The organism is Xanthomonas vasicola pv. musacearum NCPPB 4379 (assembly GCF_000277895.2).
GTDB classification, from domain to species: Bacteria; Pseudomonadota; Gammaproteobacteria; order Xanthomonadales; family Xanthomonadaceae; genus Xanthomonas; species Xanthomonas vasicola.
Window position 1 is genome coordinate 2,806,215 of the sequence record NZ_CP034655.1, and the last position, 18,113, is coordinate 2,824,327.

Annotated in this window: 16 protein-coding genes, 1 tRNA gene and 1 pseudogene; 8 read left to right on the top strand and 10 right to left on the bottom strand. The window is 64.0% G+C overall.

Annotation, left to right across the window (positions count from 1 at the left end):
- Positions 1–13: 13 nt before the first annotated feature.
- Entirely contained in the window at positions 14–292 is a 279-nt protein-coding gene (locus tag KWO_RS13020; RefSeq protein ID WP_010363477.1) for an oxidative damage protection protein, read from the top strand.
- A 427-nt stretch (positions 293–719) separates the two neighbouring features.
- Here KWO_RS13020 and KWO_RS13025 read toward each other — a convergent pair whose 3' ends face one another.
- Entirely contained in the window at positions 720–2,345 is a 1,626-nt protein-coding gene (locus KWO_RS13025; protein ID WP_010378213.1) for a hybrid sensor histidine kinase/response regulator, read from the bottom strand.
- Between the two features lie 424 nt (positions 2,346–2,769).
- Between KWO_RS13025 and KWO_RS13035 the strand changes: the two genes are divergently transcribed.
- Positions 2,770–3,444 carry a class I SAM-dependent methyltransferase gene (locus KWO_RS13035; RefSeq protein WP_010378215.1) on the top strand — a complete coding sequence of 225 codons (675 nt, stop codon included), beginning with the start codon at positions 2,770–2,772 and terminating at the stop codon, positions 3,442–3,444.
- A 16-nt stretch (positions 3,445–3,460) separates the two neighbouring features.
- Here KWO_RS13035 and KWO_RS13040 read toward each other — a convergent pair.
- A pseudogene (locus tag KWO_RS13040) lies at positions 3,461–3,978 on the bottom strand (hypothetical protein).
- A gap of 390 nt (positions 3,979–4,368) precedes the next feature.
- Here KWO_RS13040 and KWO_RS13045 point away from each other — a divergent pair.
- A complete protein-coding gene (locus tag KWO_RS13045) occupies positions 4,369–4,569 on the top strand; it encodes a KGG domain-containing protein (RefSeq protein WP_010363489.1) in 201 nt (66 codons plus the stop codon).
- Positions 4,570–4,892: 323 nt separating this feature from the next.
- On the opposite strand, the gene KWO_RS13050 is transcribed toward KWO_RS13045, so the two are convergent.
- Both KWO_RS13050 and KWO_RS13055 read right to left on the bottom strand, forming a co-directional pair.
- Positions 4,893–5,168, bottom strand: a complete 276-nt coding sequence (locus KWO_RS13050; RefSeq protein WP_010363490.1) for a hypothetical protein — start codon at positions 5,166–5,168, stop codon at positions 4,893–4,895.
- A 463-nt stretch (positions 5,169–5,631) separates the two neighbouring features.
- Positions 5,632–5,707, bottom strand: a tRNA-Phe gene (locus KWO_RS13055).
- A 181-nt stretch (positions 5,708–5,888) separates the two neighbouring features.
- On the opposite strand from KWO_RS13055, the gene KWO_RS13060 reads away from it, so the two are divergent.
- The 5 genes from KWO_RS13060 to dxs all read left to right on the top strand — a co-directional run bounded on the left by KWO_RS13060 (position 5,889) and on the right by dxs (position 12,096).
- Positions 5,889–6,425 carry a lipocalin family protein gene (locus tag KWO_RS13060; RefSeq protein WP_017112195.1) on the top strand — a complete coding sequence of 179 codons (537 nt, stop codon included), beginning with the start codon at positions 5,889–5,891 and terminating at the stop codon, positions 6,423–6,425.
- Positions 6,426–6,540: 115 nt separating this feature from the next.
- On the top strand, positions 6,541–7,017 hold the full coding sequence (locus KWO_RS13065; RefSeq protein WP_010363493.1) for an LEA/WHy family protein: 477 nt from the start codon (positions 6,541–6,543) through the stop codon (positions 7,015–7,017).
- A 37-nt stretch (positions 7,018–7,054) separates the two neighbouring features.
- The gene (locus tag KWO_RS13070) at positions 7,055–8,848 is read left to right on the top strand and encodes an acyl-CoA dehydrogenase C-terminal domain-containing protein (protein WP_010378222.1); all 1,794 of its coding nucleotides are present in this window, start codon (positions 7,055–7,057) and stop codon (positions 8,846–8,848) included.
- Positions 8,849–9,107: 259 nt separating this feature from the next.
- Entirely contained in the window at positions 9,108–9,764 is a 657-nt protein-coding gene (locus tag KWO_RS13075; RefSeq protein ID WP_017112196.1) for an HNH endonuclease, read from the top strand.
- 415 nt (positions 9,765–10,179) lie between these two features.
- On the top strand, positions 10,180–12,096 hold the full coding sequence (gene dxs / locus KWO_RS13080; protein ID WP_010378226.1) for a 1-deoxy-D-xylulose-5-phosphate synthase: 1,917 nt from the start codon (positions 10,180–10,182) through the stop codon (positions 12,094–12,096).
- A gap of 34 nt (positions 12,097–12,130) precedes the next feature.
- Here the strand turns inward: dxs and KWO_RS13085 are convergent, their stop codons facing one another.
- The 6 genes from KWO_RS13085 to KWO_RS13110 are packed head-to-tail and all read right to left on the bottom strand — an operon-like array spanning position 12,131 to position 17,946.
- Positions 12,131–13,387: a glycosyltransferase gene (locus KWO_RS13085; protein ID WP_010378228.1), complete on the bottom strand. Its 1,257-nt coding sequence runs from the start codon at positions 13,385–13,387 to the stop codon at positions 12,131–12,133.
- Entirely contained in the window at positions 13,377–13,976 is a 600-nt protein-coding gene (locus KWO_RS13090) for a hypothetical protein (protein WP_017112198.1), read from the bottom strand. The genes KWO_RS13085 and KWO_RS13090 overlap by 11 nt, the downstream gene beginning before the upstream one ends.
- Positions 13,966–15,120 (bottom strand): glycosyltransferase family 2 protein, encoded by a 1,155-nt coding sequence (locus KWO_RS13095; RefSeq protein ID WP_010378234.1) that lies wholly within the window; start codon positions 15,118–15,120, stop codon positions 13,966–13,968. Before KWO_RS13095 ends, KWO_RS13090 begins: the two co-directional genes overlap by 11 nt.
- Positions 15,111–16,070, bottom strand: coding sequence for an NAD-dependent epimerase/dehydratase family protein (locus tag KWO_RS13100; RefSeq protein WP_010378236.1), 960 nt, complete (start codon positions 16,068–16,070; stop codon positions 15,111–15,113). The genes KWO_RS13095 and KWO_RS13100 overlap by 10 nt, the downstream gene beginning before the upstream one ends.
- The gene (locus tag KWO_RS13105; RefSeq protein WP_010378238.1) at positions 16,067–16,915 is read right to left on the bottom strand and encodes an MBL fold metallo-hydrolase; all 849 of its coding nucleotides are present in this window, start codon (positions 16,913–16,915) and stop codon (positions 16,067–16,069) included. Before KWO_RS13105 ends, KWO_RS13100 begins: the two co-directional genes overlap by 4 nt.
- Entirely contained in the window at positions 16,915–17,946 is a 1,032-nt protein-coding gene (locus KWO_RS13110; RefSeq protein WP_010363515.1) for a 3-oxoacyl-[acyl-carrier-protein] synthase III C-terminal domain-containing protein, read from the bottom strand. The genes KWO_RS13105 and KWO_RS13110 overlap by 1 nt, the downstream gene beginning before the upstream one ends.
- Between the last annotated feature and the right edge of the window lie 167 nt (positions 17,947–18,113).

Below are 18,113 nucleotides of genomic sequence, written 5' to 3' on the forward strand. Positions count from 1 at the left end.
ATAAGGAATCCGCATGTCCCGTACCGTGTTCTGCCAATACCAGCAAAGCGATGCCGAAGGGCTGGATTTCGTGCCGTATCCAGGCGAACTCGGCCAGCGCATCTTTGCGCAGATCGGCAAGACCGCCTGGCAAGCGTGGCTGGCACATCAGACCATGCTGATCAACGAAAACCGGCTGTCGCCACGCGACCCCAAACACCGCGCGTTTCTCGAAGCCGAGCTGCAGAAGTTTCTGTTCGAGCGCAATGCCGACAAGCCCGAGGGGTATGTGGCACCGCTTGGCGAGGAGTAGGTTGAGGTCCGGGATTCGGGATTGGGGAGTTGAGATTTGCATCTATAGCTTGCGGCCCAGACGCTTTTTGCGCATGAGGAGCTAACCAGCAGTTCCTGCAACCCGTCGCGCGGATGACCTGCCATGGTCAGACCGTCGAACGCCGTATTGGAGTCATCATCGGCACGATGGCCGCTTGGCTTTGATTGCTTTGGTGGCTTTGCCAACGCGCCGGGCATTGGTATGTGATCCATCGGACGGCGAATACGCGGCGGCCTCCACTGCCTGGCGCATCGGGGGCGCTGACGATGTCGCCGCGATCACATCCTTACACTGCCTATTGCTGATGCATACGCTGAGTTGGCGCACTGAAACAATCTAAAAATCCAACACCAGTCGCCATGCGATGCCGCCTGCAGCAGCGGCATCGCAGTCTTATCCCAACGTATCAGCCCACGCCCGTCGGCCCATCCAGCAGCATGCGGATGCGCTTGAGCAATTCCTTCTGCGTGTAGGGCTTGTTGACCACATCGAACTCGGCGCCGCCCACATCGGTGCGCTGGATACTGGCGTCGGCATAGCCGGTGGTGAGCAGGATCTTGATCTTCGGCAACATGCGGCGTGCTTCACGGGCGAGCATCACACCGTTCATGCCGCCGGGCATGATCAGGTCGGTGAACAGCGCATCCACCTCCGGGTTCTTTTCCAATACCTCGACCGCCTCGCGTCCGCTCGACGCCGACAAGATGCGATAACCGGCATTTTCCAGAAACATCCGCGCCACCACCGCCACGTCCTGCTTGTCTTCCACCACCAGGATGGTTTCGTTGCCGCCCTTGTCGATCGAGCGGCTTTTGGCTGCCTGCAAGTCGTTTTCGAATTCGCTGGATGCGGGGAAATACAGCCGCACCGTGGTGCCCTCGCCCACCTCGCTATAGATGCGCACGGTACCCCCAGACTGCTTGACGAAGCCGTACACCATGGACAAACCCAGGCCGGTGCCCTGCCCTTCGTCCTTGGTAGTGAAGAACGGCTCCATCACCCGGCTGACCACTTCCGGCGGCATGCCCGAGCCGGTGTCGCTCACCGCAATGCTGACATAACGGCCGGGCGCCAACTGGTGATACATCGCCAGATCGTGACTGGTGACCTCCACGTTCTGGGTCTGCACGGTCACTTCCTTGCGCTCGGCATGCGCCATCGCGTCGCGTGCGTTGATCAACACGTTCAACAGCGCCACTTCGGCCTGGGTGGTATCGATCTGGCAATTCCACAGCCCGTCTTCCAGCGACTGGCGCAAGGTAATGCCGCCGCCCAGCGCGCGCTCGGCCATATTGTTCATGCCGGCGACCAACCCGTTGAGGTTGACCACCCGCCCGCGCAATTTTTGCTTGCGCGAAAACGCCAGCAATTGCTGGGTCAAGGTCGCCGCTTTTGCAGCGGCCGCCGCCGCATGTTCGGCACTGAAGGCGATGCGCTCGGCTTTGTTGCCGCCGCCGGCGCTGGCCATCATCTGAATCACTTCCAGATGCCCGGACATCACCTGCAGCAAATTATTGAAATCGTGCGCAATGCCGCCAGTGAGCTGGCCCAGCGCTTCCATTTTCTGCGCTTGACGCAACGCATCTTCGGCATCGCGGCGTCGGCTCACATCCAGCTGCGAACCGAAGTAATACACCAGGTTGCCCTTGTCATCGAACACCGGCGAGACGAACAAGGCATTCCAGAACGACGAGCCATCCTTACGGTAATTGAGAACCTCGGTGGCGAATTCGCTGCGGGCTTCGATGGATTCGCGCACATCGCTGATACTGGCCGGGTCGGTCTCCGGCCCCTGCAGGAAGCGGCAGTTGTTGCCGATGACTTCATCGGCCGAATAGCCGGTCATCTCCAGGAACGCGCGGTTGGCGAACACGATGGGGTTATCCGGAAGATGCGGGTCGGTCACCGTCATCGGCATACGCGTGGTTTCCACCGCGGCAAAAAAGATGTCAGAGCGATGCTTCTCGACAGGCAGGCTGCGAGATTCGCTGAGGTGAGGCGCCCGTAGCTCGCCGTGACCGGGATCGTTCAAGTGATGTTCTCCGCAGGGCCATTCCCGTAGCCACAGTCTAGTTGGGTCCGGTGATGCGATTCGTCACATCCATGAGCCTTTCCCGTACGGGAGCGCTCGCTAGTCCAACCCAAATTGGCTGCTAGGACATAGTTCGCTGCTGACTGCCCCGGCAAGGCCGCGTCAGATGCATGTGCGCTTGCCCAACATCGGCGCCACAGGTGCGGATCCCTTCTGAGCTGCAGGCCCGCAGCGTCGCGCCATCGCCCTGAAATGCGTGCTGAAAGCCACGCGCGCGCTGCGTGCGCAAGCGTGCATGCACCTGGTTTTGCCGTAGCATGCGCGGGCAGTAAGCAGCTCTTGCGCTTGACGGTCGGTTCCGGCTGAGCCAGCGCGCGTTCTTTTCACGCCAGCGCCTGTCGTCTGGCGACAATGCGATGTCACCATGCCGGGCTACCAAACCCAGATCCACGAGCTGACTTTCGGGCAGCTGACCTACGTCATCCGGGCGCTGGCCGACAAACAGCAATACGCCGACCCTGACGAGACCGCCGCCAAAGCCGGCATCTCATCCGCGCAATGGAGCCTGTTCGGCCAAGTCTGGCCCGCTGGCCAGCTGTTGGCTGAGGCCATGGCCACGCGCCCGATCGAGGGCAAGCGCATTCTTGAGCTTGGTTGCGGCCTGGGCCTGGCGAGCCTGGTGTTGCGCAGACGCGGCGCCGATGTGGTGGCCAGCGACCACCACCCGTTGGCAGAAGTGTTCCTGGCCTACAACGCTGCGCTCAATGCGCTGGAATCGGTGCCGTATCGCCGTCTCGACTGGGACGCCGGCGCGCCGAACATGGGCCAGTTCGACATGATCATCGCCAGCGACGTGCTCTACGAAACACGCCACGCCACCATGCTGGCCAAGTTGATCCCAGCGCTGGCCAAACCGTCCTGCGAGATCGTCATCAGCGACCCCGGCCGCGGTAACGCCAACGCGCTGTCGCGCATGCTGGCCGACATCGGCTTCTCGTTGACCGCCGGCGAACGCCAGGGCTCGGCGCAGGTGGCCAAGGCACCGCGCCTGTTCATCTACCGGCGCAACATGGACAACTGGTGGCCGGCAGGCAGCTGATCGCGCAGCGGCGTCATCATGGCGCAGGCGTGTAGGCAGACAGCAGTACCGGCTTGCGCGGATCGCGTGTCCTGGGTGTTCATTTCCCATGCTTCGATCACACGCTTGTGGAACACGAACGCGCGGCGGCTGCGGTCGTAGCGAAAGGTGATGTAGTCGGTCCAGTGCTGGCCGCATGCCACGCCATTTTGCACGGTGAAATAGGCATCCTTCGCGACTAGGCCTTGGTCGCCATCCGAAAAACGGATCGCACTGACCGCCCTCGTCGGCCTTGAAGATCACCTGCGTATTCCGCCCGGCTTCGACAAAGCCGCCATCTGCATTGGCGACCAACACCAGCAAGGTGCGTGCAGGTGCAGCGCGCCCGCTGGACCGCAGCGCCTCAGATGTACTTTCGTCAGCTGCGCGCAACGCAACCACGTAATCCTGCCGACCATCGCCTGTTAGATCTGCGCTGGCGATACTCATCACCGACTGCCCGGCAGGCAGTAATTTGGCGGCGCCGGCAGGCAACGTGGTGGCGCCAGCTGGCATAGCCACGGCTGCCGCAAGGCCATCGCTGTTGCCCACCTACCGCATCGTGTCGTCATCACCATGCCCTGTTCTGCGTTGAGCCTGCCAGCATAGCCAGCCTTACTGCAGCGGTGCGACGGCATGCGCCTGCAACGTGCAGGGCGTGTCATCGCGCCATCGCCGCGCGCCCTACAGCACACACGCTTGGATGCATCCACATACTGTCGAGCGTTTGCAGCATTCCTTCGCGGCAACACGTTTTTTGACGGTGAAGACCGATCGTCAAGCCCGCTTGCCGGCTCACACGTGGCTGCCGAAATGCCCACGTCCGATTGATGCGTCTACGGCGATGCTGGCCTCGCACCACGGCGTCCAATGGTGCATTCCCCAACAAACAAAATGAGATCTGCAATGGCAAATCAAAACGACAATAAGAGTGGCACCAGCAACCGCGGCTTTGCTTCGATGGACGAAGACAAGCAGCGCGAAATCGCCTCCAAGGGCGGCAAGGCAGCTCACGAAAGCGGCAACGCCCACGAGTTCAGCTCGGAAGAAGCCCGCGAAGCCGGCAAGAAAGGCGGCCAGGCAAGCGGTGGCGGCAACAACCGCTGAGCAGCGCAACGCTGCAACTACCACAGCGCTTCCGGGAGCTTCCACTCTTCCGGAGGCGTTTTTTAAACGCCACACGAAAACTGAAGACCGCGCCCGGCAACGTCGTGCATGATGACAACAGGACGTGTGCAAGCGTCTGGAAACACATCCGCGCAAGCTATTGTCGCTGAGGCCACGCACAAGAGTGCATCCGGCATCTCGCCCAGTGCAGCGCATGCATTGCATCGTAGGTCGCCAGAAATTGCGAGGCGGCCGACGCTCGCGCCGTCATCTTCCACTGCCATTTAGCTACGTCATTGCAGCAGCGTAAAGCTAGCGAGTCGTCAACTGCGTTTCAGCTCGCAGCTGCGGTATTCCTTGGGGTCCAGAAACTCAGCTAAACAGGAGCCCACGCGTAGCGCCTGCTCGCGTGCATCGCCGCGGTATTCGCCCTGCCCCGCGCCCTCGATCGTGGCGACGGGTGCGGCGCGGTCGCGGTGGTAGACGAACGCGGTCGAGAGCCACTGTGTCGCGCCAGGCGCCTGGCTTTCCAGGGTCTCCACGCGAAATTCACCGCAGTAGCCGTGGATCAAGGTGCGTCGGAGTGTCTTGTGCGTCATGCGCGCAGTATCGCCACGTGCATTTGAAGACTGCGTGGAAATCGATTGCATCGCCTAAACGAGCACGCGCACCCAGACACCTAGGCATGCCTGATGCCCCACTCACCCGCCAGTTAGCGGCTGCGCGATGGGTGAGTCACCTCATGGGCACGGACCATTACGCGTAGCTGATCGTTGCGCTGGGCGGTCTCTGTTTCTTGGGCCGTGATGATGACGCCAGCTACGCGAACTTCAAGTACTCGTACGTTACGGTCTTGAGAGACGGTCACCCTTACGTGCTTGGCGGCCACGGCAGCGGTGACCATCAGCTCCGACAACCGCTTTGTCGCCGGAACACCAGGCGATAGACGCAGTCAGGCCACCAAGTTTCGCAACTTGTGCAACATCGGATTGAATCAGTTGAAGGCGTTGGGATCGGCAGCGCGCAGAAGTGGCGAAATGCCTGCGCTGCACTACTTCGATATGGTGGCCGAGGACGGAATCGAACCGCCGACACGGGGATTTTCAATCCCCTGCTCTACCAACTGAGCTACTCGGCCACTTACCTGCAACACGGTGCCTGCGTTGCGAGGACGCGCACTATAGCGAGCAGGCGCAGTTTGGGCAAGCGCTCTGACCAAGTTTGTTGCCTGCCGCTGTCGGCGCCGGCGTTTCTTGCACCGGTTCACGCCGCGCGGCCGGGTGCATGGCCTAGCCTGCACGCGTCCACCGGAGACTGTCATGCGCCTGCCCCGCCTGCTGTTGTCGTTCGTCGCCCTGCTGCCGCTGACAGCGTTTGCGCAACAGCCGGTGCGTGCGGTGCCGCAACTGGACATCTCGCGCTACGCCGGCCAGTGGCACGAGATTGCGCACCTGCCAGTGTCGTTCCAGAAGAAATGCCGCAGCGACATCACCGCCAGCTATACATTGCGCGACGATGGCTTGATCGGCGTGCGTAACGGCTGCCGCACCGCCGATGGCAGCCTGACCCAGGCCGACGGCGTGGCGCGCCCGGTCCAGGGCCAGTCCGGGCAGTTGCAGGTGCGCTTCGCCCCGGAATGGCTGGGCTGGTTGCCGCTGGTGTGGGCCGACTACTGGGTGATCGCGCTCGACCCGGATTACCAATGGGCGGTGGTCGGCGAGCCGGATCGCAAGTACCTGTGGATCCTGTCGCGCTCGCCACAGATGCAGCGCGCGCAGTTCGAACGGCTCAAGGCGCAGGCCACCAAAATGGGCTACGACCTGTCGCCGTTGATCGTGGCCGCGCCGTTGTTGTGAGGCTCGCCCGCGACCCAGCCCGCTGCGCCGCCACCGACGCCGCGCGCGCTCAGCAGCAGCGACCGTACTGCGTAGTATTCTTGGCGCCGCCTCATTCCGCCAAGGACCCGAGTACATGCGTCGTGCCTATCGCCTTCTTCTTGTGTCGCTGGCCTGCGGGCTGCTGCTGAGCGCCTGCAGCGGCGCGGTGCGCCGGGTGTCCGAGCCGGCTGCCAGCATCCAGCAACTGACCGTGCGTGCCGACGGCTCCTGGTCGGTGGACCTGCGCCTGCAGAACTACAGCAGCATCCCGATGCAATTTGAACGCGTGGCGCTGGAAATCTCTGCCGGCGATCAGTTGGCCGGCAAGCTCGATCAGACCGTCGGCATGTCGATCGGCCCGGAAACCGCCGACGTGGTCACCGTCACCGTCCAACCCACCTCGCTGGGCCGCATCACCGTGGCCGATGTGTTGGCTGGCGGCCGCTCGTTTCCGTACATGCTCAAGGGCACCGTCTGGGCGACCCCGCAAGACAAAAAACAGCGCGATTTCACTGTGGAATCGCGCAACACGCTCAGCCCGGCCCCCGGCCTCAACGGCGTGCTGCGCTGACGCGCACGCCTTCCCGCACCCGCTTCAAGGATCCCGCATGAGCAGCTATACCGCCCCGCTGACCGATTTCCGCTTCGCCCTGCACGACGTGCTCGGCGCGCAAGCCTTGTTCGCCCGGCTCGGCTATGCCGATGCCAGCACCGACATCATCGATGCCGTGCTCGAAGAAGCTGGCCGCTTCACCTCGCAGGTGCTGGCGCCGCTCAACAGCGTGGGCGACGAGATCGGCTGCGCATTCGACAAGAGCACCCATGCAGTCACCACCCCGCCCGGCTTCCGCGCTGCCTACGACCAGTTCGTGGAAGGCGGCTGGAACGGGCTCACCGCCGAGCCGCGATTCGGCGGCCAGGGCATGCCGCACACACTGGGCGTGCCGCTGAGCGAGATGATCAATGCCGCCAATCTGGCCTGGGGCAACTTCCCGCTGCTCTCGCATGGCGCGATGGAAGCGCTGCGTCAGCACGGTGAAGCCTGGCAGCAGGACGTCTTCCTCAAGCCGCTGATCGACGGCCGCTGGACCGGCACCATGTGCCTGACCGAACCGCATTGCGGCACCGACCTGGGCCTGCTCAAGACCCGCGCCGAACCCAATGCCGATGGCAGCTATGCCATCACCGGCACCAAGATCTTCATCACCGCCGGCGAGCACGACCTCACCGAAAACATCGTGCACCTGGTGCTGGCCAAGCTGCCGGACGCACCGGCCGGCGCCAAGGGCATCTCGTTGTTCGTCACCCCCAAGTTCAAGGTGGACCGCGACGGCACCGTGGGCGAACGCAACGCGCTGCATTGCGGCTCCGTCGAGCACAAGATGGGCATCAAGGGTTCGGTGACCTGCGTGATGAATTTCGAGGGTGCGCAAGGCTATCTGGTGGGTCAGCCGCACAAGGGCCTGCAGGCCATGTTTACGATGATGAATACCGCACGCCTGGGCGTGGGCTTGCAAGGCATCGGGCTGTCTGAGCGCGCCTATCAGAATGCGCTGCGCTACAGCCGCGAACGCCTGCAGTCGCGCGCACTCAGCGGCGCCAAGTTCCCGGACAAGCCGGCCGACCCGATCATCGTGCACCCGGACGTGCGCCGCATGCTGCTGACCATCAAGTCGCTGACCGAAGGCAGCCGCCTGCTGGCGCTGCACGCGGCCAGCCTGGTGGACGTGGCTCACCGCGGCGGAACCGAACAAGAACGCACCGATGCCGAGACGCTGGTGAGCTTCCTCACCCCGATCTCCAAGGCCTGCCAGACAGAGTGGTCGATCGAGAACACCTACCACGCGCTGCAGTGCTTCGGCGGCCACGGCTACATCCGCGAATACGGCATGGAGCAATTGGCCCGCGATGCGCGCATCACCACCATCTACGAAGGCACCACCGGCATCCAGGCGCTGGACCTGATCGGCCGCAAGACCGCCGCCAGCCAGGCCGCCGGGCTGAAGCTGTTCCTGGCCGATGTGGAAACCTTCGCCAAGGCACAGGACGGCAACGCGGCGCTGGCCGAGTTCATCAAGCCGCTGCGCGACAAGTGCAGCGAGTGGGCGATGCTGACCCGCGATGTGCTCGACCGCGCCGCGCGCAACCCGGACGAACTCGGCGCTGCGAGCTACGACTACCTGTTTTATTCGGGCTATGTAGTGCTGGCGTACTGGTGGGCACGCAGCGTGGCCGCGGCCGATGCGTCGGCGCATGGCGAGGACTTCAAGCGTGCCAAGCGCGAGACCGCACGCTTCTACTTCGCCCGCATCCTGCCGCGCACGCTGACGCATGCAGCCACCATCCGCAGCGGCGCCGCACCGTTGATGACGCTGGAAGCGGAATTGTTCGGCGAAGGCTGAGGCTCTCTGCGAGCCACGAACCTTGGCCTTGTAGGAGCGCGCTTGCGCGCGATCAGGCGTTACCGATAACGCCTGATCGCGCGCAAGCGCACTTCTACACAGCATGCGAGGCGCGTCATGCGAGGCGATGGGCCGGATCGATGCCGGCCATGTGAGGACGCCCTCTTAAGCTCCACCTTACCTGAGCACACACGCTTCAGCGCCGTCCGTTCGCTGCGATACACAAACTGTCAACGATCGGGTATAAGCTGTTCTTCCGATGGAGACAGACACGCACATTCGTGATGTGATCGTCCCCGGAGGCAGCTCTGCCCCGGACGCGGGCAGCGCTGTCACTGCGATCCAACGACTCCCCACGCTTCGCCTACTGTCTCTCGATGCGCACGGCCGCGTGCTGGACTGGATCAACTGGCAAGACGCTGCCTGCCTGTACGCCCGCGATGCGGTGTCGTGGACGCTGGGCGAGCCCTGCATGCAGATCCACGGTGGCATCTCGCGCCTGACTGGCGAGCGCAGCACGCTGGAATTGCACCCCATCATCGCCGCACGCGGGCATGCCCGTTCGCGCGCGCTGGACCCGACCCCCACCCTCAGCAACACCGCGCTGTTCGCACGCGATTCGCAGTTGTGCATGTACTGCGGCCAGCATTTCAGCCGCCCGCACCTGACCCGCGATCATGTCATGCCGGTTTCCAAGGGCGGCCGCGACAGTTGGGAAAACGTGGTGACCGCCTGCTTCCAATGCAACTCGCGCAAGGCCAACCGCACTCCGCAGCAGGCGCATATGCCGCTGCTGGCGGTGCCGTACCGGCCGAGCTGGATCGAGCATCTGATCCTGTCCAACCGCAACATCCTGTCCGATCAGATGGCGTTCCTGCGTGCGCAGCTGCCCAAGCGCTCCAAGCTGTCGTTGTAGGCCGGCGCGCCCCGCGTCGCGGCGCGTGGCTGCTCAGCGGCCTGCGTAAGCTTCCAATGAGCGTCAACACATCCACGGGGGTGGAGCTGCTGTTGCGCCATTAGCGGGAGCCTTGGCGCCTTCACCACGCACCGCGTATTCGACGTGACGCCGGACCCGGCAACACAACGCAAGATCCCTGAAGTCGGCGCCTTTCCGTCCCCCACACATGCACGCGGGCCCCGACTGTCCAAGCAAACACGGCGCATATCGGCACATCCCCAGGTGCGGCAGTTTGCCGCAGGCACGCGTGAGCGTTACGCGCCTCAGGCGTGACGGCGCGCGCGCGCATCACTTCCCGCTGACAGCTGAACCGGTTTGCTTGCCGGGCCTTCGCATGGGGAGGACAATACGCCTTCAGAATATTGACACGATGATGATCGACACCACCCGCTATCCGTGCCTGTCCCGCATCCAGACTCCCGACGATCTGCGCCGCTTCGATGAAGCCGAGCTCACCGCGATCGCCGAAGAACTGCGTTCCTACCTGATCGAATCGGTGGGCAAGAGCGGCGGACACTTCGCAGCCGGCCTGGGCGTGATCGAACTCACCGTGGCCCTGCACTACCTGTATCAGACCCCGGTCGATCAGCTGGTGTGGGATGTCGGGCATCAGACCTACCCGCACAAGATCCTCACCGGCCGGCGCGACCAGATCCACACGGTCAAGCAAAAGGACGGCGTGGCACCGTTTCCCAAGCGCGAAGAGAGCATCTACGACACCTTCGGTGTGGGCCATTCGTCGACCTCGATCTCGGCCGCGCTCGGCATGGCCATCGCCGCGCAGCGCAATGGCGACGACCGCAAGGTGGTCGCGGTGATCGGCGACGGCGCGATGACGGCCGGCATGGTCTACGAGGCGCTCAACCACGCCGGTGGCATGGACCCGGAACCGAACCTGCTGGTGATCCTCAACGACAACCGCATGTCGATCTCCGAAGCGGTGGGCGGGCTGACCAAGATGCTGGTCCGCGCCAGCGGTAGCCGCACGCTCAATGCCATCCGCGAAGGCGGCAAGAAGATCCTCGGCGACAAGAAGAACAACCCCACTGCGCGCTTCGTGCGGCGCTGGGAAGAACATTGGAAAGGCATGTTCGTGCCGTCCACCTTGTTCGAGGAAATGGGCTTCCATTACACCGGTCCGATCGATGGCCACGACCTGCCCAGCCTGGTCGGCGCGCTGAAGACCCTGCAAACGCTCAAGGGCCCACAGCTGCTGCATGTCATCACCACCAAGGGCAAGGGTTACGAGTTGGCCGAAGGCGACCAGATCGGTTACCACGCGGTCGCTCCTTTCGATCCGAGCAAGGGCCTGGTGGCCAAGGCCGGCGTCAAGAAGCCGACCTATACCGATGTGTTCAGCGACTGGGTCTGCGACATGGCCGCCGCCGAACCCAAGCTGCTGGTGATCACCCCGGCAATGCGCGAAGGCTCGGGCCTGGTGCGTTTCAGCAAGGAATATCCGCAGCGCTATTTCGATGTGGCGATTGCCGAGCAGCATGCGGTGACGCTGGCCGCCGGCATGGCGACCCAGGGCGCCAAACCAGTCGTGGCGATCTATTCCACCTTCCTGCAGCGCGGTTACGACCAACTGGTGCACGACGTGGCGGTACAGCAGCTGGATGTGCTGTTTGCGATCGATCGCGGCGGCGTGGTCGGCCCGGATGGCGCCACCCATGCCGGCAATCTGGACCTGAGCTTCCTGCGCTGCGTGCCGCACATGGTGGTGATGGCGCCGGCGGACGAGGCCGAATGCCGTCAGATGCTGAGTACCGGCGTGCAGTACCAAGGCCCGGCTGCGGTGCGCTACCCGCGCGGCACAGGCCCGGGCGCAGCATTGGATAGCTCGCTTGCCACCCTGCCGATTGGCAAGGCGCAGCTGCGCCACAGCGGCACCCGCATCGCCCTGCTCGGCTTCGGCGCGACGGTGGATGCGGCCGAGGCAGTGGGCCGCGCGCTGGGCCTGACTGTCGTCAACATGCGCTTCGTCAAACCGCTCGATAAGGCAATGCTGCTGGAGCTCGCAAAAACCCACGACGGCTTCGTCACCATCGAAGACAACGTGGTTGCCGGCGGCGCCGGTTCTGGCGTGTCGGAACTGCTCAATGCCGAAGCCATTACCTTGCCGATGCTGCACCTGGGCCTGCCGGACAGTTTCCAGCATCACGCCAGCCGCGAAGATCTGCTTGCGGAAGCCGGCATCGATCAAGCAGGCATTCGCGCCGCCGTGCTCAAGCGCTGGCCGCAGCTGATGACAAGCAAGACGCCTGCGTTGAATGCTGCGGCGGGCTGAGAACGCTTGATGGACTTCGTCGCGCGGTGCCGCTTTATCTCGGCGGCACCGCGCCAGTGTGTGCAAACTCATCCACCAACTGCACGATGCGCGCTTGCGACTGGATTGTCTGTAGCTCTACCTGCAGGTGACGCACGCCGGGTGGCACCTCATCGGCGCTGAGCGCCTCGCGCAACAGCGCAGGCAAGCCATCCAGATCGCGCAACCACCAGGCAGCACCTGCCACCTGCAGGCGCGCAGCGTGGTCGAACTGGTCGTAATCCAGCGGGTAGACGATCGCCGGCAATCCTGCGGCCAGGCAGGCATACAGAATGCCGGCACCGCCGTGGTGAATGACTAGCGCGTAGCGCTGCAAGTACTGCGCGTAATCCACGTACGGCAGCCGTTGGTAATTGCCCTGCCCTGGCTGCAGCGGCGCTGCGGTGTCGCCATCGCTGAAATGAAAGATCACCTCGGGGAATTGCGGCGCCAGCGCACGCAACACGCTATCCAGACGCTGCTTCACCCATTGCAGATGGGTACCCAGCGTCACCAGCACATGCCGGCGACCGTCAACAAAGCTGGGTGCCGTCACCGCGCTGGTCGGCGTGCACAGTTGCGGACCGACGAAGCGCACTGCAGCAGGCCAACGCTGCGCCAGCTCGAACGATGGCACGCCCAAGGCCAGGATGCAGTGCGGCGAATACACTGCCTCGCTGCGATCGCGGCGATAGATTGCCGGCAACCCGCAGGCGCGCATCTTGCGCCGATAGCAGAGGTGCAAGGTCTGTTTGAAGCCGCGCGTGAGCCGGCGCGCCACTGCATGCCAGATCCGCTGCAATTGCGTGGTGGCAGGCAGCAATCCACCGAAGTACGCGGGCGGCCCGTCAGTGGTTTCGATCACGCACGGCGACGGCATGCTGGTCCACCACGCGATGCCCAGCGTCTGTGCGGCCAGTCCTGCACTGGGCAAGGTGAAATCGACGATCACCAGATCCGGCCGCCGCGCGCGCCAGCGCTGCTGTAGCGCTTGGCCGAGCTGCGCCATCAGCCCGAGTGCGCTGTGCAACTGCCGACGCAGACGCAAGGGATTGTGGCCCACGGCGTGCGGCGGGTTGGCGATGGCGAGCAGCACGCGATCGGCGTGCGCATCCAGCACGCTGTCAGCGGTGAGCCCGCACGCACGGATGCGCGCCTGCGCGGCCGGCGTGCTGATGATGCGCACGTCATGCTGCGCGGCGAGTTGTTGCGCAATCGCCAGGATGGGATGCAGATGGCCGCTGTACGGCGGTGCGATGAGATCAATGCGCATGCGTTGTGTTCCATCGCGTCCGTTCGAGTTGGGCGAGAAAGCGCTGGCACTCGGCAAGCACCTCGGCGTTGCGCAGGTACGCCATATGTCCGCATGCAGGCCTTAGATCGATGTGCCCATCGAACAGCGCACGCGAGATCCAATCGCTACGCCCTTGCACCACTCGCAGCTCGCCAAACGCTGCAGGCGCACCACACACCGGGCCGTACGCAAACACGGCCAGACGTGCGCGCAACGCATCCGGCAACTGCAATGCGGTCAACAACTGCAGCCCGCAGCTACCCGCCAGCAGCAACGTCATCGGCGCCTGCTCGAGCAACGCGTGCACGCGCGCGCGATCGGCATGGGTAACGCGGGCGTTGCGGCCGGCAAGATATTGCCGCGCATTGGCTATGCTGCCCCGCCACAGCGGTATCCGCCGGTGCGGCGCGCTGTTGCGGTGGTACGGATAATTGCAATCCACCAGCTGCCGGCCTGTGCCCTGCAGCTGCTCCAGCAACGCCACCTGTTCCGCACTCAAGGCGCAGCTTGCCGGATCGCTCTGTCCGGTGAGGAAGGCGATCTGCAGCGGGCCTGGCTCACTCCGCACGGAAACACCCGTTGGACAACACGCGATAACGCCGCGTGCGCCAGCGAATCGTGCGCACCAACGCTGCGTGCAGCAGATGCAGCGGCTGCAGACATTCGACAATGATCGAAAGCAACACGCGATGGCGCACTGCGCCGGCAACGCGCCATTGCACACCGCAGAGCAGCAGCGCGCGCAGTAGCAAAACGATCAACACCGAGAGTGCAGCCGGCCAGCTGTGCTGCATGCAAGCGCACATCAGCATGGTCAGCAGGAGCACCGGCGGCAGCCCCTGTAAAACGCCGATGGCGCTACGCACGCCCAGCCGCTGACGGCGCAGCAGGATCAATGCGAACAGCATCCAACGATGCATCTGCCGCACATACGCAGGCAAATCTGGTATCGCGGTGCGCATCGCGACCGGCGCGATGGATTGCCAGAGTCGTCCACCCCGTTCGCGCACCAGGGTGGCGAATGCCAGATCGTCGGTCAGCTGCGTTAGCAACGAAGAAAAACCACCCCAGCTGCGCAGCTGCTCGGTACGCACTGCGTAGCACATGCCGTTGATGGTCAACGGCGCTGCGAACAGTAGCCAGCCAAGATAGGTCAGCGCGGCATTGTTGTTGACGAACTGCGCCAACAGGCGGCCCGCCACCGTGTCGCTGTCGCAGTAATACGGAAGCGCGGTGACCACATCGGCATGGGTCAGATCCAGCAACAGCTGCGATAGCGCGCGGCCGCTGAGGTGCGCATCGTCGTCGAGAATCAGGCTGACGCGCGCAGTGATGTGCGGCAATGCGTAATCGAGTTTCCACGCTTTGGGATTGATGCCGGCAGGCGCCGGGGGCACCTGCACGCGCGCGATACGCACCTGCGGATGCTGCGCGATCACTGCATCGGCCGCGGCGTTTCCCGGGATGTCGTCGGCATCCAGCAGCCAGATGAAGTGCGCCTGCGGCAATACCTGCACATTGGCCATGAGCACCTCTTGCAGATGCGCGTCGCCACCCAGAATAGGCTGCAGAATCGCTACGTCTGCTGGCCCTGCAACGGCAGTGCGCGCTGGCCTAATGCGTTCACCCCGCATGACCCACAGCACTGCCGCCGCCTTGACCAGCAGCACGGCCAGATACAGCGTTGCCAGGGTCGGGACGATCAGGTCCATTGTGCTGCCTGCCAGCGCACGAAGGCCTCCGCGCCTTCGTCCAGACTGACACTGGGCGGGCCGAGATCGGCAAGCGTGCGGCGTGGATCAAAGGTCTTGGAATAGGCGAACACGCCGACCCCAAAACGCGTAATCGGCGGTTCGCCACGCAGACGCAGCACGCGATAGACCGCTTCCACCACGCTGGCCATGCGCAGCGCGGTGCCGATGCGTACCTCGCGCTGCGGCAACGGCAGCTGCAGGCGCGTCAGCACATCCAGCAATAGCTGCTGCAGATCCACCGGCTGTGCGTTGGTGAGGTTGTAGGCCGGCTGCAACTGCGGCGCGGTGGCCGCGCGGTAGAGGTAATCGCACAGCGCATCGATATAGATCAGGTCGCCGATCACCGGTTGGGTCTGGCCGACGAAACGTGGCAACGCGCCCTTGCGCGCAGCGGCGATCACCCGCGGAAACAGCACCGTGTCGCCGGGCCCGAACACGGCACGCGGACGCAACACGCTCTTTTCGCCGGGATAGTCATTGAGCAATGTTTCGCCAAAATATTTGGTTTCTGCGTAGGTGTTAACGAACCCTGGGCCGATCGGGCTGTCTTCATCCAGATCGTATTGATGCGCTTCGCGATAGAACACCGAACTGGACGAGACATACAGCAGGCGCGGGCAGCCGTTGCGCTTGCAGAAGTCGATGACATTGGCAGTGGCTTGCACGTTGTGCAGCTGAAACTGCGCACGCGTGCCCCACGGCGATGCCAGTGCAGCCGCATGAATCACCACATCCGGCTGCCAATCCAGCGAAAACGGTTGGCTCAGATCGATACGGTGGTAGTTGGGCAACGCGCTGGGGCGGCGGCCGATGCCGTGCATCTCGACACCCGGCTGCCCCTGGAAACGCCGCAGGAACGCACCACCAACAAAGCCGGACGCGCCGGTCACAAGAATGCGCAGGCTCATCGCCACTCCGGTTGGTAACGGTCAAGACTGGGTTGGCAATGCGACGGCAGGATTGCCAGCTCCGGATGCGACTGCGACAAGGCGTGCAAGTGATGCACGGTGCGCTGGAATGCTTGCCAGTCATGCATCAGCAAACGCGTGGGCCACGCTGGCCATTGCAGCGTTGTCCAGGTGGCCGACGACCACACTGCGTCCGCACACAGCAACACCCCGCGGTCGTGCTGGTCGCGTACCAATAGCCCCATTTGGCCGGGCACGTGCCCCGGTAGCGGTACCGCGAGCACGCTGCCGTCTGCGAACAGATCGTAGGCAGGGCCGAGCGCCTGCCAGGCACCGGTCAATGCACGCTGCGATGTTTGGTCGGCAAACTGCAGCCGTTGATCGAAGTCGTCGGGTAGCAATTGCGGTAGCAAGGCGCGACGCAATCCACCCACGCGTGAACAGCTGCGCAACTGCTGGTAATCGGCACGCAGGCAGATAAAGCGCGCATGCGGCAGATCGCGCAGACCGCCCACATGGTCGGCATGGAAGTGGGAAATCAGGCACCAGGCAATGTCATCCAGCGCCACGCCGCGTTTGGCCAACTGCGCGCCCAGGGTTTCGTGGGTGGGCAAGGTCACTGGTGTGGTCCAGCGGTACAGACGCTCCGGCCACGCATCGGTGGCGCGAAAAAAATGCGTGGCGTAGCCGGTGTCGTACAACAGCGCGCCACGCTGCGGATGTCGGATCAACACGCTCAATGCGGGGAATTCCACTGCATGCCAGTGGCCATCGGCACGCACCATGCGTTCGCAATGGCGACAGTGGCCGACGCGCAGCAGCTCGAGCGAGACGCGCACGAGCATCAGTAGCGCAACACCATGCCGCCGATGGCGAGCCCGGCGCCGGTGCCGAGTAGCGCGACCAGATCGCCGCGCTGCAGGCCCAGTTCGACGCATGCATGATGCAGCGCATGCGGCAACGAAGCGGCGACCTGGTTGCCCGTGCGTTGCAGGATGCGCACCACCTGATCGGGGCGCAGTTGCAGTGCCTGCACGACATGATCCAGGCCTCCGCCGGAGGCCTGATGCGGGACCAGGCAACGCAAGGCTGCAGGGGTGGTACCGGCCTCGCGCAACAGCTGTTCCCAAAACGCCGGCAAATGCCGCGCGGCGAAGCGGTAGGCGCCGCGCCCGTCCATGCAGAACACGCGTGAGGCATCGGGGGGGCTGTCTTCGCCGTGCGGATAACGCGTGCCGCCGCCGCGAATACGGCACAGCTCCGCGCCACTGCCGTAACTGGACAGCCGGCTGGAAAGCAGCGCCGAGCCCTGCCCTGCGTCGCTGCGTCCAACAAACACTGCCGCTGCGCCATCGCCGAACAGGCCGGCCGTGGCCGGGGTCGCCGCATCCAGCCCGGCCGATGCGACCTCGCTGGAGACGATCAGCACGCGCTTGTAGCGTCCCAGCGCAAGCGCATTGGCTGCCATATCCAGTGCCACCAGAAAACTCAAGCAGGTGGCATTGACGTCGAATGCGGGAATGCCCGAATCGCCGAGGCCGAGCGCGCGTTGGATCAACACCGCCTGGCACGGGATCGGCTGCTCCATGACGCTGCAGGCGGAGATCAGGCAATCGATTTGACTGGCATCGAGACCGGCGCTGGCCAAGGCCTGTTGCGCGGCGGCTGCACCCATCGACGATGCGGTCTCGCCCTCGCCCACGTAATGGCGGGTTTCCACGCCCAGACGTGCGAACGTGGTCCCCGCCGGCAACTGCCAGCGGGCGTCCAACTGGCGCGAGGTGACTTCCGTCGCCGGAACATGGCACCCGGTGCCCAGAATGCGCAGCGGCAATGCGTTCAACGCGGAGCTCTCAAGACACAAGGCGCGCAGCATACCGTGGCGGCATCGGCAGGACTAACCTCGAAGGGGATAGCCGATGCAGCACTGCGATGGTTGGCGCGCACGTCTTGCATGGCCTGCCATTGAGGGCAGCGGCAGACGCTAGCTGACGGTCAGCCTCTTCGCTGCCAGACAGGCGATATCCGTGACCTCACGCAGGA